Source organism: Arthrobacter sp. UYCu712 (genome assembly GCF_040547005.1).
GTDB lineage: Bacteria > Actinomycetota > Actinomycetes > Actinomycetales > Micrococcaceae > Arthrobacter.
On the sequence record NZ_JBEPOZ010000033.1, the window covers coordinates 1 to 23,143 of the forward strand.

At 64.8% G+C, this 23,143-nt stretch carries 24 protein-coding genes and 2 pseudogenes; 12 read left to right on the forward strand and 14 right to left on the reverse strand.

What is annotated here, in order from left to right:
• Window positions 1-90: 90 nt before the first annotated feature.
• The 7 genes and pseudogenes from ABIB51_RS21170 to ABIB51_RS21200 form a co-directional block, all read right to left on the reverse strand.
• On the reverse strand, window positions 91-1,119 hold the full coding sequence (locus ABIB51_RS21170) for a cytochrome b/b6 domain-containing protein (protein WP_354191321.1): 1,029 nt from the start codon (window positions 1,117-1,119) through the stop codon (window positions 91-93).
• Window positions 1,120-1,745: 626 nt separating this feature from the next.
• The gene (locus ABIB51_RS21175) at window positions 1,746-2,729 is read right to left on the reverse strand and encodes an electron transfer flavoprotein subunit alpha/FixB family protein (RefSeq protein ID WP_354191322.1); all 984 of its coding nucleotides are present in this window, start codon (window positions 2,727-2,729) and stop codon (window positions 1,746-1,748) included.
• 11 nt (window positions 2,730-2,740) lie between these two features.
• Window positions 2,741-3,517: an electron transfer flavoprotein subunit beta/FixA family protein gene (locus ABIB51_RS21180; RefSeq protein ID WP_354191323.1), complete on the reverse strand. Its 777-nt coding sequence runs from the start codon at window positions 3,515-3,517 to the stop codon at window positions 2,741-2,743.
• Between the two features lie 207 nt (window positions 3,518-3,724).
• Window positions 3,725-4,635: pseudogene (locus ABIB51_RS21185) on the reverse strand (DNA polymerase domain-containing protein); the annotation flags it as partial.
• A gap of 369 nt (window positions 4,636-5,004) precedes the next feature.
• Window positions 5,005-5,271, reverse strand: coding sequence for a GlsB/YeaQ/YmgE family stress response membrane protein (locus ABIB51_RS21190; RefSeq protein ID WP_354191324.1), 267 nt, complete (start codon window positions 5,269-5,271; stop codon window positions 5,005-5,007).
• 301 nt (window positions 5,272-5,572) lie between these two features.
• Complete coding sequence (locus tag ABIB51_RS21195; RefSeq protein ID WP_354191325.1) at window positions 5,573-5,749, reverse strand: CsbD family protein; 177 nt, start codon at window positions 5,747-5,749, stop codon at window positions 5,573-5,575.
• Between the two features lie 1,323 nt (window positions 5,750-7,072).
• Window positions 7,073-8,185 carry an EAL domain-containing protein gene (locus ABIB51_RS21200; protein ID WP_354191326.1) on the reverse strand — a complete coding sequence of 371 codons (1,113 nt, stop codon included), beginning with the start codon at window positions 8,183-8,185 and terminating at the stop codon, window positions 7,073-7,075.
• Between the two features lie 276 nt (window positions 8,186-8,461).
• Between ABIB51_RS21200 and ABIB51_RS21205 the strand changes: the two genes are divergently transcribed.
• Window positions 8,462-9,652, forward strand: a complete 1,191-nt coding sequence (locus ABIB51_RS21205) for a glutamate--cysteine ligase (RefSeq protein ID WP_354191327.1) — start codon at window positions 8,462-8,464, stop codon at window positions 9,650-9,652.
• A 120-nt stretch (window positions 9,653-9,772) separates the two neighbouring features.
• Here the strand turns inward: ABIB51_RS21205 and ABIB51_RS21210 are convergent, their stop codons facing one another.
• The 3 genes from ABIB51_RS21210 to ABIB51_RS21220 all read right to left on the reverse strand — a co-directional run bounded on the left by ABIB51_RS21210 (window position 9,773) and on the right by ABIB51_RS21220 (window position 12,700).
• Entirely contained in the window at window positions 9,773-10,645 is an 873-nt protein-coding gene (locus tag ABIB51_RS21210) for a class II glutamine amidotransferase (RefSeq protein WP_354191328.1), read from the reverse strand.
• A 26-nt stretch (window positions 10,646-10,671) separates the two neighbouring features.
• Window positions 10,672-12,057, reverse strand: coding sequence for a glutamate decarboxylase (gene gad, locus ABIB51_RS21215; RefSeq protein WP_354191329.1), 1,386 nt, complete (start codon window positions 12,055-12,057; stop codon window positions 10,672-10,674).
• A 160-nt stretch (window positions 12,058-12,217) separates the two neighbouring features.
• The gene (locus ABIB51_RS21220) at window positions 12,218-12,700 is read right to left on the reverse strand and encodes a Rossmann-fold NAD(P)-binding domain-containing protein (RefSeq protein WP_354191330.1); all 483 of its coding nucleotides are present in this window, start codon (window positions 12,698-12,700) and stop codon (window positions 12,218-12,220) included.
• A gap of 116 nt (window positions 12,701-12,816) precedes the next feature.
• Here ABIB51_RS21220 and ABIB51_RS21225 point away from each other — a divergent pair, with 116 nt between their 5' ends.
• From ABIB51_RS21225 to ABIB51_RS21235, 3 genes are all read left to right on the forward strand, one after another.
• The gene (locus tag ABIB51_RS21225) at window positions 12,817-13,224 is read left to right on the forward strand and encodes a TetR family transcriptional regulator (RefSeq protein ID WP_354191331.1); all 408 of its coding nucleotides are present in this window, start codon (window positions 12,817-12,819) and stop codon (window positions 13,222-13,224) included.
• Window positions 13,225-13,307: 83 nt separating this feature from the next.
• On the forward strand, window positions 13,308-13,472 hold the full coding sequence (locus ABIB51_RS21230; RefSeq protein WP_354191332.1) for a hypothetical protein: 165 nt from the start codon (window positions 13,308-13,310) through the stop codon (window positions 13,470-13,472).
• Between the two features lie 141 nt (window positions 13,473-13,613).
• Entirely contained in the window at window positions 13,614-15,044 is a 1,431-nt protein-coding gene (locus ABIB51_RS21235) for an MFS transporter (RefSeq protein WP_354191333.1), read from the forward strand.
• A 6-nt stretch (window positions 15,045-15,050) separates the two neighbouring features.
• Here ABIB51_RS21235 and ABIB51_RS21240 read toward each other — a convergent pair whose 3' ends face one another.
• Window positions 15,051-15,962, reverse strand: a complete 912-nt coding sequence (locus ABIB51_RS21240; protein ID WP_354191334.1) for a metallophosphoesterase family protein — start codon at window positions 15,960-15,962, stop codon at window positions 15,051-15,053.
• A gap of 4 nt (window positions 15,963-15,966) precedes the next feature.
• Complete coding sequence (locus tag ABIB51_RS21245; protein ID WP_354191335.1) at window positions 15,967-16,095, reverse strand: hypothetical protein; 129 nt, start codon at window positions 16,093-16,095, stop codon at window positions 15,967-15,969.
• A 354-nt stretch (window positions 16,096-16,449) separates the two neighbouring features.
• On the opposite strand from ABIB51_RS21245, the gene ABIB51_RS21250 reads away from it, so the two are divergent.
• Window positions 16,450-16,992, forward strand: a complete 543-nt coding sequence (locus tag ABIB51_RS21250) for an aldo/keto reductase (protein WP_354191336.1) — start codon at window positions 16,450-16,452, stop codon at window positions 16,990-16,992.
• A gap of 101 nt (window positions 16,993-17,093) precedes the next feature.
• A complete protein-coding gene (locus ABIB51_RS21255) occupies window positions 17,094-17,276 on the forward strand; it encodes an aldo/keto reductase (protein ID WP_354191337.1) in 183 nt (60 codons plus the stop codon).
• Window positions 17,277-17,300: 24 nt separating this feature from the next.
• Here ABIB51_RS21255 and arfB read toward each other — a convergent pair whose 3' ends face one another.
• Entirely contained in the window at window positions 17,301-17,723 is a 423-nt protein-coding gene (gene arfB / locus ABIB51_RS21260; RefSeq protein ID WP_354191338.1) for an alternative ribosome rescue aminoacyl-tRNA hydrolase ArfB, read from the reverse strand.
• Window positions 17,724-17,888: 165 nt separating this feature from the next.
• Between arfB and ABIB51_RS21265 the strand changes: the two genes are divergently transcribed.
• Genes ABIB51_RS21265 through ABIB51_RS21275 form a run of 3 tightly spaced genes read left to right on the forward strand, consistent with a single transcriptional unit; the run spans window position 17,889 to window position 19,702 of the window.
• Window positions 17,889-18,527, forward strand: a complete 639-nt coding sequence (locus ABIB51_RS21265) for a MerR family transcriptional regulator (RefSeq protein WP_354191339.1) — start codon at window positions 17,889-17,891, stop codon at window positions 18,525-18,527.
• Window positions 18,528-18,530: 3 nt separating this feature from the next.
• Window positions 18,531-19,496 (forward strand): hypothetical protein, encoded by a 966-nt coding sequence (locus tag ABIB51_RS21270; protein WP_354191340.1) that lies wholly within the window; start codon window positions 18,531-18,533, stop codon window positions 19,494-19,496.
• A gap of 38 nt (window positions 19,497-19,534) precedes the next feature.
• Window positions 19,535-19,702 carry a hypothetical protein gene (locus ABIB51_RS21275; RefSeq protein ID WP_354191341.1) on the forward strand — a complete coding sequence of 56 codons (168 nt, stop codon included), beginning with the start codon at window positions 19,535-19,537 and terminating at the stop codon, window positions 19,700-19,702.
• On the opposite strand, the gene ABIB51_RS21280 is transcribed toward ABIB51_RS21275, so the two are convergent.
• Window positions 19,699-19,950, reverse strand: coding sequence for a hypothetical protein (locus ABIB51_RS21280; protein WP_354191342.1), 252 nt, complete (start codon window positions 19,948-19,950; stop codon window positions 19,699-19,701). The genes ABIB51_RS21275 and ABIB51_RS21280 overlap by 4 nt on opposite strands.
• 21 nt (window positions 19,951-19,971) lie before the next feature.
• Between ABIB51_RS21280 and ABIB51_RS21285 the strand changes: the two are divergent.
• The 3 genes and pseudogenes from ABIB51_RS21285 to ABIB51_RS21295 all read left to right on the forward strand — a co-directional run.
• Window positions 19,972-20,520, forward strand: a pseudogene (locus ABIB51_RS21285) (FAD-dependent monooxygenase); the annotation flags it as partial.
• A 145-nt stretch (window positions 20,521-20,665) separates the two neighbouring features.
• Window positions 20,666-21,685, forward strand: coding sequence for a LacI family DNA-binding transcriptional regulator (locus tag ABIB51_RS21290; RefSeq protein ID WP_502916192.1), 1,020 nt, complete (start codon window positions 20,666-20,668; stop codon window positions 21,683-21,685).
• A gap of 142 nt (window positions 21,686-21,827) precedes the next feature.
• The gene (locus ABIB51_RS21295) at window positions 21,828-23,123 is read left to right on the forward strand and encodes a sugar ABC transporter substrate-binding protein (RefSeq protein ID WP_354191344.1); all 1,296 of its coding nucleotides are present in this window, start codon (window positions 21,828-21,830) and stop codon (window positions 23,121-23,123) included.
• Window positions 23,124-23,143 lie beyond the last annotated feature (20 nt).

Genomic DNA, 23,143 nt, shown 5'->3' on the forward strand with positions numbered 1-23,143 from the left:
CACAGCCCATGCCTTGTCAGAAATTTCCTGCCTTGCTGCCATGAATCAAGCCTGACGGAAATCAACCTTCAAAGGGTTTAGCAACACACCCTAGCGGCTGCTCACCGGACCGAATAGCTTCGCGATTGGTGCGAACACGGGCGGGCGGGCGGCGTACCAACCGGCCACCGTGATGGCGATTGCGGCCGCGAAGAGCCAGAACCCGACCCAGTTCACCACGTCGGTGCCGCCGAACATGTGGTTCAGATTGCGCAGCGCACCGGTCGAGAACACCAGGAACACGTGGATGAGAATGAACAGCACAAAAAACAGCATCGTCGGGAAGTGAAGCGCGCGCGCAACCTCCACCGGGTAAAGCTTGTTCAGCGTCTTCGCCTCCTTCGGCCAGAACTCGCTCATGCGCGCACCCGTGATCGCCGCGAGCGGGGCCGCGATGAACACCACGAGGAAGTACATGAGCTGCTGCAGGCTGTTGTAGTTTACCCAGCCGTTCTCAACGGGCCAGTCCAGTGTCATGTACTGCAGGAGCGCGGACAGCGCATTCGGGAACGCCTCCCAGCTGGTCGGTACGATTCGCATCCAGTGGCCGGAAGCAAACAGCAGCACCACAAAGATGGCACCGTTGACCAGCCATAGAATGTCGAGCGACTGGTGCAGCCACAGGTTGATGCTGATTTTCTTGCCGCCCCGCTTCGGCGTCCAGAACGCCGGCGGCTTCTGCTGCGTGCGCACCTGATAGCCGGAGCGAATGATGAGCACCATCAGGAAGAGGTTCATGAAGTGTGACCACTGCGCCCACCACGGGAAGCCGGGCTCGGCGGTCTCGGGCAGCGGATATTCGCCGGGGTACCTCTCGAGGAACGCCGGCACGCCGGGAAGCGTCGTCACACCGCGCGCGGCGAGTACAAGAATCGCTGCGGCGGCCACGGCGCCGGCCGCGAGGAGCACAATGAGCTTGATCCACTGACCCAGGGTGCGCGAACCGGAGAGCCTTGCCTCGGCGTTTGGCTTCACCGGCTTTTCAGCGGCGACGGACGGTGCCACCGATGCTGGGGCAGCTGTGACCGCGGGTGCAGTGACGGTCGCCGTCGGCTCCGCCTCGGCAACGGTCTCCACCACGCTGGTTGCCGGGGGATGGGCCTGGGCGATGTGTTCGGGATCTGCCCGCGCAGCAGGGGCGACGACGGCGGCAGCGGCCGCCGGAGCAAGTCCAGCTGGCGGCCACGGTTCGCCGTCGGGGACACGGGGAAGCCCGCGACGAAGCGAGGTGGTTCCCATCGCCGGTGTGGCGGGTGCGGTAGCCGGAGCAGCTGCAGGCGACGTCGCTGCCGGCACTGCTTTCTCAGCAGCATCTGCGGCCCACGCGGGCGTGGCGACTGCCGCGGGAGCGCCGGACGAAGCCGCTACTGACACCGAAACCTCGCCCTTTGGCGGCCAAGGCTCGCCGCCGGGCACACGCGGCAGGCCACGGCGAAGCTGCCGGGCCACCGCCGCGCCTGCGTTCACTGCGGGGACCGGAGCGGACAATGCCGCACCCGGTGCTATTTCCTGGGCAGCATCGGGAGCGGGGGCCCCGGCGGCCGCTGGCCCGGCGGTGACCGATCCCGCCCCGGAAACGGACGCCGACGCGGCTGCGGCTCCTGCCGTGAGAATACGTGCGGGTGCCTCGCCTGCTGCAGGCCAGGGGTCACCGCCCTCGACGCGCGGTAGGCCCCGCCGAATGTTTTGAGACTCAGTTGCCACCACTACTTCTTCCGAGCCTCAAGTGCGCTAATCAGCTGGGGTACAACCTTGAAGAGGTCGCCGACCACACCAAAGTCGGCGATCTCGAAGATCGGCGCGTCTCCATCCTTGTTGATGGCAACGATCGTCTTCGCGGTCTGCATGCCAGCCCGGTGCTGAATCGCGCCGGAAATGCCCAGCGCGATGTACAGCTGTGACGACACGGAAACCCCTGTCTGGCCGACCTGCTGTGACTGGGGGACGTAGCCTGCATCCACTGCGGCACGCGAAGCACCAACGGCCGCGCCGAGTGTATCGGCGAGCTGTCCAACGAGTGCGAACTGTTCCTCGGACCCGAGGCCGCGACCACCCGCGACAACCTTCGCGGCACCACGCAGTTCCGGCCGCGAGGTGGCGACAACTACTTCCTCGAACGAGTCGATCCGCGCGGCAGGCTTGTCGGAGCGTGGCACTGCCAAGGTCGCCGACGCTTGCGGCTGGGCCGTGGAACGCGCATCGATGGAGCCCTGGCGAACCGTAATCACCGGCGCCCCAAACGTGGATGTTGACGTCACATCATAGGCTCCGCCATAGACGGAGTGGTGCGCCACGACGCCCTTGTCATCACGTGAGACACCGATCGCATCGGCAGAAATCGCTGCACGCGAACGGACAGCGTAACGCCCTGCAAGGTCGCGCCCATTCAGGGAATGCGAAATCAGGATCGCGTCTGGCTGCACCTGCTCCACAGCGGCGGCAAGCGCGTCAACGCTCGGCACTCCGAGCGCGGATGTGTCCGAAGTCTCCGCGATCAGTATGCGCGCGGCACCCAGGGCCGCGGCATCCGCGGCGGCGGCGCTCCCGGCGCCGGGTGAGGCAAGCACCAATGCAATGGGCGTACCAACTGCAGCGGCAGCGCCGAAGAGCCCGGCCGCAGCCTTTTCGAGTTCACCGGAGGCCCGGGTTTCCACGACGACGAGGATTGCGTCACGAGGGAATTCAGTCATGTCGTTACTCCTTACGCCAGTCGGTTTTCTACAAGGAAGTCAGCGAGCTTCTCGCCGGCATCACCCTCGTCAATGATCTTTACGCCCGCCGCGCGCGGCGGTTTCTCTGCAACGGTCAGCATGATCGACCGGGCCGCGTCCGGGTTGTCGGCCGTGATCCCGAGGTCCGCGAGGGTAAGCACCTCCAGGGGCTTCTTCTTCGCGGCCATAATCCCTTTGAAGTTCGGAAAGCGCGGCCCGGGAAGCGCCTCGGTAATGGAAATCACCGCGGGCAGGTTCGCTGATACCTTCTGCACGCCGGATTCAATGGGCCTGGAGCCGGACACCGCGCCGTCGCTGATCTCTACGGAGCTCAGGCCGGTAGCAAGCGGCACATCAAGTAATTCTGCAAGCATCGCGGGAATCATGCCGCCGGAACCATCGGTGGAGACGTTGCCGGTGATCACGAGGTCAAACTCAACGCGGCGGATCGCAGCTGCCAGGGTTTCAGCGGTAAGTCCAAGATCCGCACCCCGGAGCGCCTCGTCAGAGACGTGGGTGGCGCTCCCCGCGCCCATCGCAAGCCCCCTGCGTATCGTCGCCGTCGCACGCTCGGGAGCGAGGGAGATGACTGCGACCTCAGTGCCCGCATTTGCGTCGGCGTACGCAAGCGCCAGCTCCAAGGCCCGCTCACCGATCTCATCAATGACTGCCTCGCTGGCTTCTCGATCGGCGAGGCCTGTTTCAAGGTTCAGCTTTCGGTCCCCGTACGTGTCGGGGACCTCCTTTACTAGGACGATAATCTTCATCGATGGTTCTTCCTGTGGCGGGCTTGTCTCTAGAGGAGACATGTCGGATCTCCACCGAGTCTACGAAAGCGGGGCCCTTCCTGACGGACGGAGCCCGTGTCGTTAAATGAATTACCCGGAATTTGGGGTGTGTTCATCGTCCACATTTCAGGCCTCAGACCGGGTCGGGGCACGTGTTCGCCTGGGCCTGGAAAACATCCTGTCGTGTCAAGACCCAAGGCGCCCCGGCCACTCTTTGCCTGCCCAGGGGTCGTAGTCAGCGATGAGCTCCTCCTGTGGCGGAAGCTCATTTTCGGGGACATGCTGGAGGTTCACCCGGACCCGGTACCAGAGCGAACTCGATCCGCGCATTCCGTCGACGAGGATGTCGGCGGGATGCAGGGTCGGGACGAGGCTCGCATGCCGCGTCGTCCATTCGTCGAGCGCCGCGAGCGCCTCGGGCCTGGTCTTGGTATGTGCCACCTCGATATGCGGCATCACCGACTGCCGGTGGCCCAAGCCGTCTCCGCCGCGCGGCGGCTTTTCGGCGGGGCCGAGCTCGGCAGCCAAGGTGATGAGTCTGTCGCGTGTCCCTGCCGCGTCGTCGATGCCGGCATGGGGGTCGCCCAATACGGCGAAGCGCTCAAGCATCGTGGGCACCGTGAATTGTTCCGGCCGGATGGTGGTCACTTCGTCCCAAGTGAGCGGAGTCGAGACCCGGGCATCGGGCAGGGGTCGGATCGAGTACGCCGATGCCACGGTGCGGTCCTTGGCGTTCTGATTGAAGTCGACGAACACAGTCTCGCCGCGCTCCTCCTTCCACCACCGCGCCGTGGCGAGGCCGGGAGCGCGGTTATCGACCTCGCGGGCGAGCGTCTCGGCGGCGAGCCGCACGTCTCGGTACGACCACTGGGGCGCAATGCGCACGAGGATGTGGAGTCCGCGCGACCCGCTCGTCTTCGGCCACGCCACGAGTCCGACGTCGTCGAGCACCTCCCGCGCTACATAGGCGACGTCAACGATCTGCGACCATTCGACCCCGGCATCGGGTCGAGACCGACCCGGAGTTCGTCGGGGTGCGGGTTGAGGTCCAGACATCCAAGATTCACGACCCACGCCAAGCCAGAAGCATCCCGGAGGTAGCGTACTGGTCTATGTTGACCTCCAGATTTTTGCGTGGGCTGTGGAGGTATCGATCCTCCATGGGCCAGTCTTCCGGAGGGGGAGAGCTGGCGGCAGCCGGTCAGCCCGGGTTGCTATGGCGCGCACTGCGGGATGGATCTTGGATTAAGCTTGTCCGTTCCTGATGACCCACAGTCTCGCCCAGGGTGGCACACGAGCTGTATCGACTAACCGGATTGCAGCGTCAGCTGTGTCCGCAGAGTTACCCGTGAGTGGCGGCCGGCTGGGGCGCCGGACCGCCACCATACGCAGTGGAGCACGCTTGGACCGGCGGGAGGCCGGTAAAACTCCGTCGATCGCCGGGCAAAGTCGGCCGACGCCGGCCTTTACGCCCTGCTTCGGCGACCGGCAACGGCGCCGTAGATTCCAAGGACGATGACAGCGCCGAGGATGGCGAGGAGCCAGGTCCGCAGATCGAAGAAGTCGCCCAGACCTCCGGCGAAAATCAACGATCCGATCCAGCCGCCCAGTATTGCCCCAACGACGCCCAAAACGAGCGTGATCACCCAGCCGCCGCCCTGTCGGCCGGGAAGGATGGCTTTAGCGATTGCCCCTGCGATGAGCCCAAGGAGAAGAAATCCGAGAATTCCCATGGCTGTACTTTTCCTTTCGGTAGGACCGTCGCGTGGTCAGCGGCCGTATTCATGAGTTAATCAGCATGCTTACGATGTTGCAAGACCCGCCGCCGGAAGATTTGCGCTCCTTCGAGGCTCTCCGTGGCCTGTCGGTGCCTCCGGCAGGCCGACGTGAGGGACGACAGAGGGCGGCTGTGTGGGGAGCGTTGGGTAGCCGGGCTATCGGCTGGTGACTGGCTGAAAACGGATGTGGGCGGGGAAACCCGGAAGGGTGCGATTCGGCACCCTCCTGGGTCGCAGTTCCAGGTTCCATCGGTGGTCATTTCTTCTTGAAAGCGTCCTTGACCTTTTCGCCAGCCTGCTTCAGGTCCGCCTTGACCTGATCGCCTTTGCCTTCAGCCTTGAGGCGGTCATCACGTGTTGCCTGGCCTGCGGTTTCCTTGCCCGTGCCGCCAAGTTTTTCGGCGGCGTCGTGGATCTTGTCACCCAGTCCCATGAGGTTCCTTCTGAGGGTGCTGCCCCGGCCGGCTGCCGAGGGACACAATTTCAGGCTAGCCACCGTCCGTGGCATCGGCCAGACTCGACGTTTCCGACATCCAACAACGCGGCGGGTACCGCCAGGTCGGGACGTCACGCGGCCGGCACAGCGTCGTGTGGCCCTTCGGGCCCTGCCTCAAAGAGGGACCTGGCCCCTACCGTCGTCGTCCCTGGCAGGCCGCGGAAGTGGCTGTCGGGACGTGCATCCAGCACGGCGAGCGGCAGCTCACGGTGCACGATGTAATCGCACGCGGCAGGCCCTGCCATCGTGACCCCCGGGCAGAGGCCGCTCCGGTGCGAGGGACGGATACCGGCTGTGCGCAGTGCCGCTCTGAACGCCCGTCCCCGGGCAGGTACAGATCCTCTCAGTCCGCACCAGCTGAGGTATAGGCCGTACAACTCCTCCACCCTGAGCCCATCATTGTTTGGATCACGGGCAACGCATTCTGTGAAGAAATCATCAAATGGTGTCTTCGTCATCATGGTCTCCTGCATTCCGGCGGCAGCGCCGCTCAACTGAAACAGCATCCAATGTGAGGCGTGACCGGTCCGAAAACGATTCTGGACCAACAAAAATCTAGAATCATCGGGGCGACGTGTCAACCAGAAAAGCAGTCCAATTCTCGGCTGGATTGCGCTCCCGTCAGGCTGCGTATGACTTCAGGTGAATTGGCGTCGAGCGCCAGTCATTTTCGTTGTTCGGGCCGCTGGCGTAGCGACCCCATGCCCTGACCCATCTACCCACTGACCTGCACGTCTCGGGCATAATATTCCCGGCCCCGGCCCGGCTGACCATTGTAGAGGAAGACGCTGCGGGCCTTGGGCACTCCTTACGGAATTGACCCGCCACCGCTCCGCTGCCCGGAGCCTGCCTGGATATCCTTCCTCGCGGGGGTGCCCGGGGGGACGATTTCAGTATGAGCGGGAACAAGGCTGAGTCTCCGCGGGATCACCCACCATCAGGAAGGTCACGGCGGTTCACCGACCGCCCAGCAAATGCGCACCGTCGGCCAGCGCCGGCGGTACGCCGAGGAGAAACTGGAGCACCACCGGGAGGAGGGCCGCCACAAAGATCATCTCCACGGCCAGGCCGCCGCCAATCAGGACGGTCTCGGGAGCAGCCGGTAGCAGGGGCGTTGCTGCCGTTCAGGACGACAGCGGGCTTACCGCAACGGATCGTGGAACTGACCGCCGGAGTTTGGTGCGGCCGGAAACCCTCGAACCCATGTGCTCGGCATCAGCGGATCCTTCGTCCTGGTGCGGTGGGACTGCAGGGTCGGCGTCAGGGCCGTGCGGCGTGGCCAGGATCTTTCCGGGAGTGGACGTCCGTTCCCGTGTAGTTCCAGCTCGCCCAGTCGCGGGGGCTGGCTGTAGGCCGTCCGAGGAGATACCCCTGCCCGGCCATCGCGCCGAGACCGGTGACAGCTGCCAGTTCATCCGGGGTCTCGATCCCCTCGGCGACGACGGTCGCTCCAAACTGCTCGGCGAAACCGGTCATAGCGTCACCGAAGGCGTAATGAAGGGGATCTGTCGTAATTCCGGAGATCAGGTTGCGGTCCAGTTTGATGATGTCGGGCTTGAGCTGCCTGATGTGGCTGAGCGAGTCGAAGTACGAGCCCACGCGGTCAACGGCGAGCCGGACTCCGCACCTGCGCAGGGCAGCGAGGGCCTTGACCAGTGCGGCGGGCTGCTCCGTGGTAAGCGCCCCGGTGAGCTGCAGAACGGTGCTGGGGAGGGGGAACATGGAACCCTGAAGGAGTCCAGGCAGGAGCGGGTCCAGGCAGGTGGCCGGGGAAAGCTTGAGAGCCACGAACAGGTGTGCCGGCAGGTGCTGGGCCGCGGCGAGGGCGCACTCCAGCGCGGCGAATTCAAGCTCACTTTCCAGCCTGGCTCCGGCCGCCGCGGCGAACCAGTCTGCGGCATCGCTCCTGTCGCTGACGAACCGTGTCAGCGCCTCGGCTCCGACCACGTTGCCCGTGCTGAGATCGAATATAGGTTGGAAGGCCGCTACTAGCGTCCGTTCTCTCAGAACCGCCTGGATCCGCAATGCGCGTTCGGCCGCTGACGGGGCCGAACCGTCTTCCGGGTGCGTCGCGTCGGACGAGGCAGCCGATGGTACGTGTGCGCCGTCAACGAACCTGCCCAGGGACCCAAGGGAGATCAGGTGTTCGGTCAGCGCTGTTTCGGGGTGCCCGGGATGGGCGTTAAGATGTTCGCGGAGCCGGTCCCGGATGAGGGCTTGTTCCGGAGCGGGGTCCGAGAGCACCGCGTCGATAATGGCTGAGGCCTGACGGTGTATTCCCGATGCGACTTTCCTGCGGGACCCGCCAAAGACCGGGTCTGCGGGGCGTTGCGTCCCCGGGCCCGCTGGAAGGGACGACTCATCCATCGACATGGGCTATTCCTTTGTTCCCCCGTTCCGGCTGAGTCCGGAACCGGCCTACTGCTCAGGGACAACACATCTCCGAACGAGGGAGGCCGTGCAAAGACTGTACATCCGTACCGACTCATCTGGCCCTTGTAAATGCAGAACTCTTCGGTGTGACGTTCCGGCGGGTCCGGATTGCCGCACCTGGGACCGGCAATCCTCAAGATCAGTGACCGTCGCTCCTGCGCGCGGAAAACTGACCCGGAGTCGTCCGCCGGCGCAAACGTCGGTCACACTTAGCAGGTGCGTACTTTCGGTGTTGAAGAAGAATTCCTAATCGTGGATCCCGACAGCGGGAACCCCCTGCCCCTGGCCGGAGATGTGCTTCGCTTGCACGATCCCGCCCACCAGGCTGTGAACCACCTGGTGCCCCTTCAGATGCTGGCCGCCGAGTTGCATCAGGAACAGATCGAAGTCATCACGCACCCGCACGGCAGCCTGAGCGGACTCGCTGCCGAGATAAGGGCGGGGCGAGACCATGCCGACTCGCTGGCTCGGAAAGCGGGCGCGAGGATCGCTGCCCTCGCCACGTCCCCGATGCCGGCCACACCGCACGCCACCAGAAACGACCGTTATGACGCTTTGATGGAAAAGCACGCTCTGACGGCCCGCGAGCAGCTGACCTGCGGGTACCACGTCCATGTATCCGTGGGTTCCGATGAGGAAGGCGTCGCAGTCCTGGACCGGATCCGAGCCTGGCTGCCGCCGCTCATAGCATTGAGCTCGAACTCCCCGTTCTGGAACGGCACAGACAGCGGTTATGCCAGTTTCCGAACCCAGGCCTGGAACCGGTGGTCCACTGCGGGGCCCACAGACGTCTTCGGCTCGGCACGGGCCTACCACTCGCTGGTGGAACGCCTGTCTGACACGGGGGTCGTCACCAGCCCGGATTTTGACGCGCGCCTGTCCATTCGCCACCCAACCGTCGAGGTCCGGGTGGCTGATGTTTGTCTTGATGCCCGGGACGCCGCACTGATCGCCGCGCTGGTCCGGGCTCTGGTGGAGACTGCGGCCGGGGAATGGGAGGCCGGACAGTCGCCGGACATGGTTCCCGCCGCAATCCTGCGTCAGGGAGCCTGGCGGGCCAGCCGTTGGGGCATGGACGGGGAGCTCCTCCATCCGGTAACGCACCGGCCCGACACCGCACGAAATGTCCTCGCCGCGCTCCACGAGCATGTCCTGGACGCCCTGGACGATTCCGGGGATGCCCCCTACGTCTCTGAGTCACTGCTGAGGATCTTCAACCGAGGTACGGGGGCCAACCGGCAGCGGCAGGCCTTCGAGCGCAACGGCAGCCTCGCCGACGTCGTCGCCGACGCCACCCGCGTCAGCCATCATGAACCCGCGGATCACGTCCCTTTCGGGGAACTGGCCCTCGAGAGGGACGCAGAAATTACCAGTCGGCGCTGCGATCTGGCCACTGTCTCCGACTAACGCAGACATGAGACGCCTCCCGAGACAGGTGAACTGAATCGATGCGGAAGGTCGAGCCGCCAGACCGGTCCGGAGTTCGTAGGGCAGCGCCGCGGTGACTTCTCGCCGTCGGGGTCGTGGTCAAGACTTCTGGGACGCCGCCGCGGACGGTTCGAGATCTGCGAGGGTGAGCGGATGCGCTGGGGCGTCCGGGAAGGGGAAGGTGGCCGTCACAGTCAAAACCGGACCGACGTGCACCAGTTCACCGGATGCCATGGGATGCCAGCCCGGGTTGTGATCCATCGGTTCGGTGGCGAAGAGCACATGCGGGGAGCGGGAAAGATCCATGGAGTGGGCGCGGATTCGCGTGCTCCGGGCGTCCAAAGGGGCCGACGCCTGAGCGGGGGCAGCGCCAGGGTCCCTTTCGAGAATGTGTAACTCGTGGGTGGCCGGGTAGCGGAGTGACCAGAGGTCCGTAGCAGTTGTCACGATGAGGTTCAGGCTAAACACGGGCAACTCCCTGGCGATCCACTTGATGGCCCGGGTGATGCCTCCTCCGACGTCGCCGCCGCTCCGGCGGGTCTCGGCAGTGATGAGCGCGAAGAGGCGCTCGCTGTCGGTCTGTCCCTGCACGAGGTCCGAAACGCCGAGCTCGCCCAGACGCTGGTCGAGCCGTTCGAGACCACCGAAGGCGCCGTTGTGGGCAAAGAGCCGTCCGTCCTGCTCGAACGGGTGTGTGTTGACCATGGTGTGTGCGCCGGTGCTGGCATACCGAACGTGGGCCAGGAACGTTGTGCTCTTTAGCTCCCGGGCCTCACGAGCGAAGGCGTGATCCTCCCACGCGGCAAGCGGGCGTTTAGCTATTCGTGCTCTGCCATCCGGATCGAAGGTCCCTATGCCGGCTCCGTCGGGCTCCCGCCGGCTCTGCTCGGCGAGGCTGTCCGGAGCATCCAGGAGCCAGAACGTGGCACGGACTGGCTGGGGACCGGCATGCAGCCCGAATAGTCGGCACATGGCGGGTTCCTCCCTTCATGTGCTGGCTAGTGGTGGAAGGCCTGGGTTTGGCCGCCCGGGGGCATCGGCGCGGTTAGCGCATCAAGGTAGGCGACTTCCCTTGTGAGGTCATTCAAGAAGCTGGATGCGAGGTCCCGCGTGAATCCGTTACGGACGACGATCCTTTGTACCGTGACCTCGCCCAGCCCCTCAGGCATGGGGTAGGCCGGAACGAGCCACCCGTTTATCCGCAGACGCTCGGACAGGTGGTGAAGGTTCCAGTTCCCGGTGTGGCCGTCCGTGAGCTGCCACGCAAAGACCGGGATGTCTGATCCGTCGCTCCACAGGGTAAAGGGTTCCATGGCGCCGAATTCACCCGAGAGGTAGAGCGCAACGTCCCGGGAAGCGGCTTGGATCGACCTGTATCCGGCGAAGCCGAGCCGGAGGAAGAGGTAATACTGCAGCAGCACCTGGGCGCCGGGCCGTGAAAAGTTCAAGGCGAAAGTCGGCATGTCACCACCGAGGTAACTGACGTGGAAGATCAGGTCATCGGGGAGTGCCTGTTCGTCCCGCCAGACGACCCAGCCGAGGCCGGTATACACCAGGCCGTATTTGTGGCCCGACGTGTTGATCGAGGCGACCCGGGGGAGACGGAAGTCCCAGACGGTCCCCGGCTGCAGGAACGGGGCAACCATGGCTCCGGAGGCGCCGTCGACATGGATCGGAATATCCAGGCCACGGCGTGCCTGAACGTCGTCCAGGGCTGCCGAGATCAGGTCGACCGGTTCGTAGGTGACGGTGTAGGTAACGCCCATGATGGCGACGACGCCGATGGTGTTCTCGTCCAGATAGCGGTCCAGGTCATGGCCGTCAAGCGTCGGGTGTTCCATCGACACCGGAACATAACGGGCTTCCACGTCCCAGTAGTTGCAGAATTTCTCCCAGCACACCTGGACGGCTGAGCTGAGGACAAGGTTGGGTTTGTTCGTTGGCAGGCCGGCTGCACGCCGGCTGTGCTGCCAACGGCGCTTCAACGCCAGGCCGCCGAGCATGCACGCCTCGGAGGCCCCGATGGTCTTCGCCGGGTCGGGCGCGTTCCACAGGTCGGACAACATCCGCCAGCACCGGGTCTCGATCAGCGCCGTCTGCGGGTATTCGTCCTTGTCGATCATGTTTTTGTCGAAAGTCTCGGCGTAAAGCTTCGATGCTTCCGGTTCCATCCACGTTCCGACGAACGTGGCCAGATTCAGGCGGGAGTTCCCGTCCAGCATCGCCTCATCGTGGACAACCTGATAAGCGGTCGAGGGCAGGGACTTTCCATCCGGAATCGTGAAGCGCGGAAAGAGGGTGGATTCCCCCGGCCAGCTGAACAATGGGTTCAGCTCAACGGCTGTGTCGGGTTCGTGATTCGTTGTCCGGTGTGACCTGCTCATGGCTAGCCCCTTAGAATCGCCCGGCCGCAGCGGCAGCACGACCTGCCCGTGGTCAGGCTACTCGGGGTGGCCCCTGCCGCCAAGCCTCTTCCCCCGGGCCGCGGATGACAAGTAGCTGGTCCGAGAACCACAACGTCGCTGGCTACGCTTTGCTGCAGGGTCAGCTCTGCTGGCGGTGCAGCTCCAGGACGTCCCGGGCGGTGGTCCATTTCCGGCTGCCGTACCGGTCGTTGTTGATATAGCGCAGGGTCGCGTCTCCGCTGAACATGCTGGCGAAGTACTGCATCCCCTGCCACGGCGGGAACGGCACGGTAGAGGCTGGCATGAGGGCTCTGACTGCCCGGCTCATGGTAGCTGCCAGGGTGCGCGCCGAGACCTGGTCCCCAGCCACCTGGAGGACACGGGGCGCCCGCTCGTCGAGGGCGGCCGCGGCAGTGTACGTGGCCGTGTCGTCCTTGGTGGTGAAGTCGAGCATCTGGTCGGGGTCGGACCAGAAGAGCACACGCCGCAGGGAGAACAGGATCATTGGTGCCTGGCCGGAAAGCATATCGGTGAAGGCGCCGTTGAGGATCGATGTGGCCTGGATTTCGGTGGCGTCCAGTCTCTGGGCGCGCTGTCGAGGCCCGTTGATCGCGGAGACCACGCAATCCACATCCGTGCAGGCCCTTCGCCGCGGCAAGACCTAAGGCCACCGTCGGGCCAATACCGATCGATCCGGCCCTCAATCCCTTGCCCGTAGCGGCAACGGAAAGGGCAGGGATGGAGCGGTGGGGGACGATCCTCAGCAACAGGGAAGCGGGCCGCAGGGAGATTGCGACGGCAGCGCAGGCCGTCGCCGCCCGTGACGGCGCGGAAGCTGCGACGCTGCGGGCGATTGCGGCGGAGGCGGGCATGGCGGCCAATGCCGTCCTGTATTACTACGGGAGCCCTGCCGAAATCACCGCAGCGGCCGTCCAGGCCTCTTCCGACAGATTTCTCGCGAGGCTGACCGAGGCGGCGGACCCCGCTTTGAGCCCGACGATCAGGCTCGCAGCCGTCATCAGCGCGGGCACGACGGCGGGGCTGGAGGATGATGCTTCCCGGATTCTTTCCGAATACTGGACACATTCGCTCAGGGACATGAGCACCGGCGGATCCAAGAGGAACTCACCCGCAGCCAGCAACTGACGTACGAAAAGATCATTGCCGACGGAATACAGGCCGGTGAGTTCGTTCCGGTCCTTGAATCGGCGAAGATTGCGCATACCCTGGTGGGCCAGGAAGACGGACTGGTCATGGATGTTCTGGCCGGCACCGCCAGCAGCGATGACGTGCTTGACCTGGTCGCCAGTCTGGCCTCGGCCCTTCTGGGCCTCGATCGGGACCCGCTCCTGGATCACATCGGGAGCCGCGACTTCTCCCAGATCGGCGAATAGCCGCTGGACCGTTCTCCAGCACAGTTATCGAAAATCGACCGATCCTTGGTGAATGGCTCGAAGGCCGTTGCCGGCCCGCAGTAGGGGCCGCCGGCGGTCGGGCTGGGCCGGCGATCGCGGGTGCGGGTGTTAACTCGGAGGGTGAGCTCCCCACCCGTGACGCGTACGCAGAGGCTTGTGCTTTGGATCGCGATTCTCGCGTCATTTGTTTCGTTTCTCGACAGCAGCGTCATCAACGTGGCGCTGCCGGCCATTTCGCGTGAACTGGGCGGCGGCATCCGGACCCAGCAATGGGTTGTCGATGCCTACCTGATCGCACTGGGATCACTGATCCTGGTCGCAGGTTCGCTCTCTGATTTGCTAGGACGCATTGCCGTTCTCCGCGTAGGCCTGATCGGATTCGGCGCGACGTCAGTGATGTGTGCGCTGGCGCCCACGGCGGAGGTGCTGATCTGGGCGCGGGCGCTTCAAGGTGTCGCGGCCGCCCTCTTGGTGCCCAGTTCCCTGGCCCTGATCACGTCAAACTTCGACGCGGCTCCCCGGGCGAAGGCGATCGGCCAGTGGACAGCTGGTACAACCGTGGCTTTCATAGCGGGTCCGTTGCTCGGCGGAGTGCTCGTCGATTCCGTGGGCTGGCGTTGGGTCTTCGGAATCAACGTCCTGCCCCTTGCTGTGACCTTGTACCTGCTCGGCGGGCTGCGGGCCAAGGATGTGCGCGAGGCGGGGGTGCGCATTGATTATCCGGGTGCCGTGCTCTGTGTGCTCGGCTTAGCGGGGCCGGTCTACGCGCTGATCGAACAAGGCAACCATGGCTGGGGGAGCCCGCTCATCCTGGTGCCCTTCATCCTGGGCATCCTATGCCTCGCCGGGTTCATTTGGCGGCAAAAGACCGCGCCACAGCCACTCCTGCCCCTGAGCCTTTTCTCCGTCCGAAACTTTGCCGTCGGCAATATGGCTACGGCCTTCGTCTACGCTGCGCTGTCGACCGGGGGATTGATCATTGTGCTATTCCTGCAGCAGGTGGCCGGGTTTCCGGCTACGTTGGCCGCCCTCGCCTTGCTTCCCGTCAGCATCGTCAGCATTCTATTTGCGTCATGGTTTGGCTCATTGGCCGGGCGGTTCGGCCCCCGGTGGTTCATGGCATTGGGCCCGGTTCTCGCCGGAGGCGGCTACCTCCTGATGCTCGCCGCTGAAGTGCCGGTCAACTATTGGACCCAGCTGATGCCCGGGATCCTCCTGTTCGCAGTCGGGCTCTCTGCGACCGTCGCACCTCTCACCGCCGCCATTCTCGGTTCGGTGTCCGAACAGCAGGCCGGCATCGGATCCGCAGTGAACAACGCCATCAGCCGGGTCGCGGGCCTGATCGGCATCGCGCTCCTGGGCCTCATCGTAGGCAGCAGGCTTGAGCTGGACGGGTTTCACCGCGTATTGACCGCGACGGCAGTGTTGCTGATCCTCGGCGGTCTTGTGTCCGCCGTCGGTATCCGGAACCCGCAAAAGCAGCCGGTAAAACCCCCACCGGTTTCGGGTCTGAAGGATCCCCGTCCGCCGGAAGGCGGCCTGGCAGAATAAACCGGGCTACTTTCGCTGGATGATGAAGGAGTCCGTGAAGCTGTACCCCTCCGCTGGAACGAACCGGGCGGCAAGTTCCGATGCCGTGGCTGTGACGTCCAGCGTGCCCAAGGCGGGAGTCCGGTTCTTGCCGGACCAGGCCGAGAAGTAGCCAACTTCCGGATCGTTGTTCTCCACGTTGTAGAGACCCACGCCACCAACGCCGACGGTGACAAATACCGTTCCTGAGCCCTGCAACAAATTGCCGTCTGTGTCGGTCAGGCACAGTGCGGAAAAGTTGGCCGGGACGAGCTCCGAGCATCTGCCGCCAAGCCCCACTTGATGCGACCGCTGATAGACGTGATCATGTCCGGATAACACGAGGTCGACCTTTTTCTCGATCAGCATGTTCGTGAAGTCCTTGCCGGCCTGGCAGCTCTTCTCACCGAGGCTGAAACAAGGGACATGCATCCCGACTACGGTCCACGGGATTCCCTGTGCCCGTGCCTGGTCGATGGCTTCCGCCGTCCAGCGCCAGCGTTCGCTTCCCCGCGAATAATCGAGGGGTCCTCCATTCTTGAAATCGATCCCGGGTGAAACCAGAATGAATCGCACCACAGGATTCTGCTCCGGGACGTCAGCGCGCCATTGGGTGCCGTACGTGCCCTCAAGGCCGGGCAACTTGTTCGGAAGGCAACGGACGTATTTCTCGATATCTCCGTCCTCACCGTTGCTCTCGTGGTTTCCGGTGATCAACTGATAGGGAAAGTCGCCGCCCAGTTTGCCGGTGACCATGCCGCAGAATTCCTTTTCGAGTCCTGCCTTATAGCCAAAATCCCCGAGGGCTAGATTCAGTCGCGGATTGAGGCCCGCAATGACGTCCAGCACCTTTTTTGCTCCCGGGCCGACGCCGACGTCCCCCTGGGCGGTGAAGCGCACCGATTCACCCGCCGGCGGTGGAGGACTGACGGTCGGCGCGGGCGATGACTGCGACGGTGAAGGCGCCGGCTGCGTCGGAGACGGAACGGGCTGCGTAGGCGGAGGCGTGGGCTCCGGCGGGCCTGGCTGGCACGCGGCAATCAGCACGGTCAGACTCAGAAGGGCGGCGCCCAAACCGGCCCTGCCCCACTTGCTCAGCGATCCGACCACGATTCCTCACTTCGATCAGGTCTCGGTGAAAGCCCGGTGTTCATACGCCACCGTAGCGGGGGACTCATGCCAAGGCCAGACCCTAACGAACATATTAGTTGTTTGCGTGGCATAGCTGCGTGTGCAACAACAATGAGCGCGCCTGCAACTAAAAGCTTACGCCGCGTATTTCCCTCAGTCAGTTTTAGGGGGCCTGTGCATGCCCCCCTTGACTGACCGCACCCGATGCGCGGACATCGTCCGGCCCGTTCACCACCACAAACTCCAAGGAGAAGCCATGACTACCATTCCCACCGTCACGCTCAACAACGGCGTGCAGATGCCACAGCTCGGTTTCGGCGTCTTCCAGGTGTCCGACGACGACACCACCGCTGCGGTCCGCGAGGCACTCGCCGCCGGATACCGGAGCATCGACACCGCCTCCATTTACGGCAATGAAGCCGGCGCAGGTTGCGCCCTGGCAGAATCGGGGATCGCCCGCGACGAATTGTTTATCACCTCCAAGCTGTGGATTGAAGACCTCGGCTATGACGCCACCCTTGCGGCGTACCAGTCGAGCCTGGACAAGCTCGGCCTCGACTACCTGGACCTCTACCTCATCCACTGGCCCGCGCCCGAACTGGGGAAATACGCCGATTCCTGGCTGGCCCTGGAGGAGCTGCTGGCCGACGGTGGTGTCCGCGCGATCGGTGTCTCCAACTTCCTGCCCGAACACCTGCAAAGCCTGATCGACCTCGGCGGAACGGTGCCGGCCGTGAATCAGGTGGAACTGCACCCGGCCCTGCAGCAGCAGGACGTCGGGGCCTTCAGCGCCGCCTAAGCATTTCCACCGAGGCCTGGAGCCCGCTGGCCCAAGGTGGTCTCCTCGACGATCCGGCCATTCTTCAGATCGCGAACGGGCATGGCCGGAGTCCGGCTCAGGTGATCCTTCGCTGGCACCTGCAGCAGGGACGCATCATCATCCCCAAGTCGGTCACACCCTCACGGATCCGCGAGAACCTGGACGTATTTAGCTTCGACCTTTCAGCGGACGAACTGGCAGTCGTCGACAGCCTTGAACGGGGTGGCCGCACCGGTCCCCACCCGGCCGATTTCAACGGCTAAACGTCGGGGGAGCGGGCCGACGTGCTACTCGGCGGACGGCCGCTTCCGTTGCAGCTTTGTCGCCGACCGCTGTTCCTTGGCGGCGAGCCGCCGGCGGTTCGAGCCCCGGGTGGGTTTGGTCGCCCGGCGGCGGGCAGCTTCGGGGGCAAGGCCCTCCGCCACGAGGCCAGCGAGCTTGGCCAGAGCGATCTCGCGATTACGCAGCTGCGAGCGCTGCTCGGAAGCGGTCACGGTGAGGACGCCGGCGATCAGGCGCCGTTCGAGACGGGTGACCAGCATCAGCCGTTGGCCTTCCGACAGTGCCGCCGAGTTGCCGACGTTCCACGAGAGCTCGACGCGGCTGTCCGTGGTGTTGACGTGCTGACCGCCTGGCCCGGACGAACGCGAGAACCGCCAGCCCAGTTCCGACGTCGGAATCGTGAGCGCGGGCGACACCTCCAGATCCATGGAACCAGCGTTGCACAATATCGGCGCGGTCGCTGACCCGTCCTTTCGCAGGCTCAACGTAAACGTCTCATGACGGTGCCAGAACGCACCAGGCATGGGCCAGTCAGAAAAGTCGTTGGGATATAGACAGTGCGACTATCCGATACTGAGACTATCTATATGCGTATGGCTGAACTAAGCAAAACGAGCGGCATCCCGGTCGCCACCATCAAGTTCTATCTGCGTGAGCGGCTGCTTCCCGCGGGTGAACGGACGGGACCCAACCAGTCGAGCTACGGCGAGGAGCATCTGCGCCGGCTGCGGCTCATCCGTGGCCTCCTGGAGGTGGGCGGACTCAGCGTCGCGACGGCCCGCGGCGTCATCGATGCCGTCGATTCCGAGCTTCCGCTGGCCCACTCCTTCGGGGTGGCGCAACGAGCAGTCTCCACGACAATCGAACCGGGCGACCTCGACCCCGAAGCCCTGGCCGGCATCGATCGGCTGATCGAGGACTGGCACGTCTCCGCGGACAACCCGGGCCGGCTCGCCGCCGCCCGCGTGCTGGAGACCTTCGAAACCCTGGGTCAGCGGGACGAGCGGAATTGGTTCTCCCGCTACGCAGCCGCGGCCCTCCTGGTCGCCGAGGCCGACCTGGACCAGGTCGCGGCCCGCGCCAGCCGTGAGGCCATGGCTGAAACCGTTGTCATCGGCACGGTGTTGGGCGACGCCCTGTTTTCCGGGCTGCGCTGTGCCGCGCAGGAGCACGTCGCAACTCTCCGCCATCCCGTCGTATCCGAGCTCGACCCCGCACCCACCCGGGAGTGAAAAATGTCCACGACCGCAACCGCCTCGTTTCCTGCCGTCCAGACCCGCTGGCACCACCCGCTGCTCTGGCTCAGCCTCGCGATGGCCACCTCGACCGTCGCCACCCTGGCCGGACTCATTTTCGACTCCCGGCTGCTGGACGGTGCACCGTTGTGGGCCAAACCGTTCAAGTTTTCCCTCTCCATCCTGATCTATGCCGTGACGCTGTCCTGGCTCCTGGGCCAGCTGTCGCGCCGGCCGCGGCTGGCCTGGTGGGCAGGCACCGTGACCGCCGTCTTCCTCGCGGTGGAAATGGTCATTATCGGGGGAGCCGCGGTGGTGGGCAGCAGGAGCCACTTCAACGTCTCCACACCGCTGGCTGCAGCCCTCTGGTCCGTGATGGCCGCCTCGATCGTCATCGTCTGGCTCGTGGCCCTGCTCGTGGCACTGCTGCTCTTCAAGGCTATGCTTGGTGACCCCGCGCGTTCGCTGGCGATCCGCGCCGGGTTTGTCATCGCGCTCGTCGGGATGGCCCTGGCGTTCCTCATGACGGGCCCGACGGCGGACCAGCTCAACAGCTTCCAGGGGATAGCCGGGGCACACACTGTCGGCCGTCCCGACGGCGGCCCCGGCCTTCCGCTGCTGGGCTGGAGCACCGAGGCGGGAGACCTGCGCGTGCCCCATTTCGTGGGGATGCATGCCCTTCAGCTCATCCCGCTCGCGGCCCTGCTCCTCGAGCTTGGCGCGCGCCGGATTCCGCTGCTCCGGGCCGCCACAACCCGGGCGGGCCTGCTCTGGATCCTGGTCGCGTCCTATTTGGCCGCCCTGGCCCTGCTTACGGTCCAGGCGCTGGCCGGGCAGTCCATAGTGCGCCCCGATACGGCCTTCACTGTTGGGGGCGTGACGCTCCTCGCCGGGGCGGGCATCGCCGTCGTCGTCGTCCTCACGCGCGGGCGGCGCGCGGTCGCCGCGCCGCACCCCGCCGCGTAGAGGCGGTGCGGCAAGCACGCCAATGATTCCCAGCGTTCGTGCGGGACACCCCCTGGGCGCACCCGGACATCGCAGGCACCATGCAGTCGGACACGGACGACGTCTGGCGTTCGAAGGGTGCCACAGGTTTCGGCGCCCGCATCCTGATCGAGCTCGCCCGCGGTTTCACGCCGGTCCCGGCGGCTTCCGCCGCTCTTCGGCCCTAATAGCAGAGGGGAAGCCGTCCGGTGCGGAACATCTTGTCGTGCTCCTCGATGAAGGGACGCGACTGCATCGGCGGGTACGGGCCGATGTCCAGCTTCTTGGGACCTTTCAGCTCATTGAACAGATCGATCGCGCCGTCCATGGTCCAATCGCGGCCTTGGTCGATCTGCAGCCACACCGGAATGTCGATGTTCGGGGCCAGCGTGATGGGGTTGCGCTCCTCGTACCAGTGCCCGTCCAGCTCGTTCATGACGATGTCGAACCAGCCTAATTCGAACGCGGCGAAGAGCAGTACGGCGGAGTGGACGAGCTCGAGGCGGCGTACAAGGATTGCGTCCCGGCGGTCCGGGATGCGCTGCAGAACCTGGGTACCAGCATGCGCTGGCCCATGTACGACCGCGATCCGATCGAAAACTGGGTGACCGGCCGGATGGTGCTGATGGGCGACGCCGCGCACCCCATGCTCCAGTACCTCGCCCAGGGCGCCTGCCAGGCCCTCGAGGACGCGGCCGTGCTGCAGGACGCCAGCAACGGCACCGTCTTCACCGCCGACGGCGTCAACCCGGCAGGCTGGGACGACGCCATCCAGGAATTCAACACTATCCGGGCCGGCCGCACTGCACGGGTCCAGCGCACCGCCCGCGTCTGGGGCGAATCCTGGCACGTCTCCGGGCTGGCCCGGATCCTGCGCAACCTGCTGTTCAAGAGCCGGAAGGACAACGACTTCCGGTACAACGACTGGCTGTACGGCCAGGACGGCGACGGCGTGCCGGCGGCAGGCGCGGCCAACAACCGCCTGCCGGACCGGATTCCTGCCTGACGCCTGCACAGTGAGAGCCCCCTCGCCCGAGGGGGTTTTTGCTTCAAGTCCGTGTCGTTCAACTGCTTACCTTGACACTGCCAAAACGTTTTAGGTAGTGTGATCCACACAACATGCCAAAACGTTTTGCAAAGGAATGTCAATGATGACCAAAGTCGGGATAAGGGACGTGGCGAAAGCCGCCGGGGTCTCCGTGACCACGGTGTCCCACGCCCTCAACCCCGCCGGCGGAACCCGGGTCAAAACGGAAACCCGGGAACACATCCGGGCCGTCGCCAAAGATCTTGGCTACGCCCCCAACCGGCTCGCCAGCGGACTCCGCAACCAGCGGTCGCAAATCCTGGGACTCGTCAGCGACGAAATCACCACCACGCCGTTCGCCGGCGCCATGATCCGGGGCGCCCAGGATGCCGCCTACGAGCGCGGGTACGTGCTCATGGTGGTTAACTCGGGACTCGACCCCGAACTCGAAAACCGCGAAATCCGGATGCTGCAGCAGCACCAGGTTGACGGGATCGTTTACGCGAGGATGTACCACCAGGGCGTCACACTGCCGGAGGAACTGGGCACGCTGCCCACGGTCCTTCTCGACGCCGCGACGGCAGACCGGTCCATCTCGTCGGTGGTCCCGGACGAAGTCGCGGCGGCGGAAACGGCAGTGGAAGCCCTCGTCAGGGCCGGCCATACCAGGATCGGGATGCTGAACAACGTTGACGACATCCCGGCAACCCACGGACGGCTGCAGGGCTACCAAAACGCGCTGGGCCGCCACGGCCTCCAGTTCAATCCGGAACTGGTGACCGCCGGCGTGGCGGATACTCCTGCCGGGCGGGAATCCGCACTGGAGCTGCTGCAGCGTCCGGCGCGGCCAACCGCACTCTTTTGTTTCAGCGACCGGGTGGCCATGGGCGCCTACCAGGCCGCGGCCGCGCTGGGGCTCCGCATTCCCGAGGACCTGTCCATCGTCGGCACGGACAACCTTGAGCTGATCGCCGCGGCGCTCTGGCCCGGACTCACCACTGTGGCGCTTCCGCACTATGAGATGGGACGCTGGGCGGTCACCCGGCTCCTCGACGATATCGAAGGTCCCGAGGCGGCTGCCGTCCAGGAGATGCTTTCCTGCCCGCTCATTGAGAGAGGGTCCGTCGGTCCGCCGCCGGACTGAGCCCTTCGGCTAAACCACACCCAACGCTTCACAGCACAGACCCATCCCGGACCCTGCAAAAGGGACGCAGCCGTTGCACCGGCCGCGTCCCCAAGGACCCGGGCTAGTCATCCGCGTACAAAATAAGCAGAAAGACTCACTCATGAACAAGCGATTCACCCGGATCCTGGCCACCAGCATAACGGCGGCCGCCCTGGTCGGCAGCCTCGGCGCCTGCGGCAAGGGGAGCGCCTCGGCCACTTCCGAAGGCTCCAACGAGATCACCATGTGGACCCATAACGCCGGCAACCCGGAAGAGCTGGCCGCAATCCAGGGCATCGTTGACTCCTACAACAAGGGCAGTGAAGCCAAGGCCAAGATCAAGGTGCAGGCCTTTCCGCAGGAGTCCTACAACGACTCCGTGGTCGCTGCGGCCGCCGCCGGCAAGCTTCCCTGCATCGTGGATATCGACGGCCCCAATGTCCCCAACTGGGCGTGGGCAAAGTACCTGACCCCGCTCAAGCTCTCCACCGATCTTTCCGCCAACCTGCCCAGCACCGTGGCCAAGTGGGAGGGCGAAACCTACGCCGTCGGCTACTACGACGTCGCGCTGGCCATGCTTGCACGGGCTTCGGACCTTAAGGCGGCCGGGGTACGCGTTGCAACAATCGAGCAGCCTTGGACGCAGGCCGAGTTCCAGGACGCCCTGACCAAGCTCAAGGCCCTGGGCAAGTGGGAATACCCGCTGGATATGGGGACCGCCGGCAGCGGCGAATGGCTGCCTTACGGTTACTCGCCGTTCCTGCAGTCCTTCGGCGCCGACCTCATCAACCGCGACGGCTTCCAGTCCGCGGACGGCGTGCTCAACGGGGACAAGGCCGTGGAGTGGGCCAAGTGGTTCCGCGGACTGGCGGACCAGGGCTTTATGGCCGCGAAGAGCGGCAAGGACACCACCCAGGACTTCCTGAACAATAAGAGCGGAGTGCTGTACACCGGCTCATGGGCCGCGGACAAAGCCCGCGCCGCACTCGGCGACGACCTGGTGGTCATGCCCACGGTGGACCTCGGCAACGGACCCAAGATCGGCGGAGCGTCCTGGCAGTGGGGCGTCACCGAGGGCTGCGCAAATACCGACGCCGCCATGGACTACCTCTCTTACTCACTGAAGCCGGAAAAGCTGGCCGCCGTGGCCAAGGCCACGGGCACCATCCCGGCGACGGATGAGGCTGCAGCGCTGCTCCCCGCATTCGCGGAGGGCGGTGCCAACCGGATCTTCATGGACTTCTCCCGCAACTACGCCGTGATGCGTCCCGAAACCCCGGCCTACCCCTTCATCGCCACCGAATACGGCAAAGCCGTCCAGGACGTCCTGGCAGGCGCAGATCCCCAAGCAGCCCTGGACAAGGCAGTCAAGGCCATTGACGCCAATATCAAGTCCAACGGCGGCTACAAGAACTAGCAGCCCTCCGCGGAGGACGA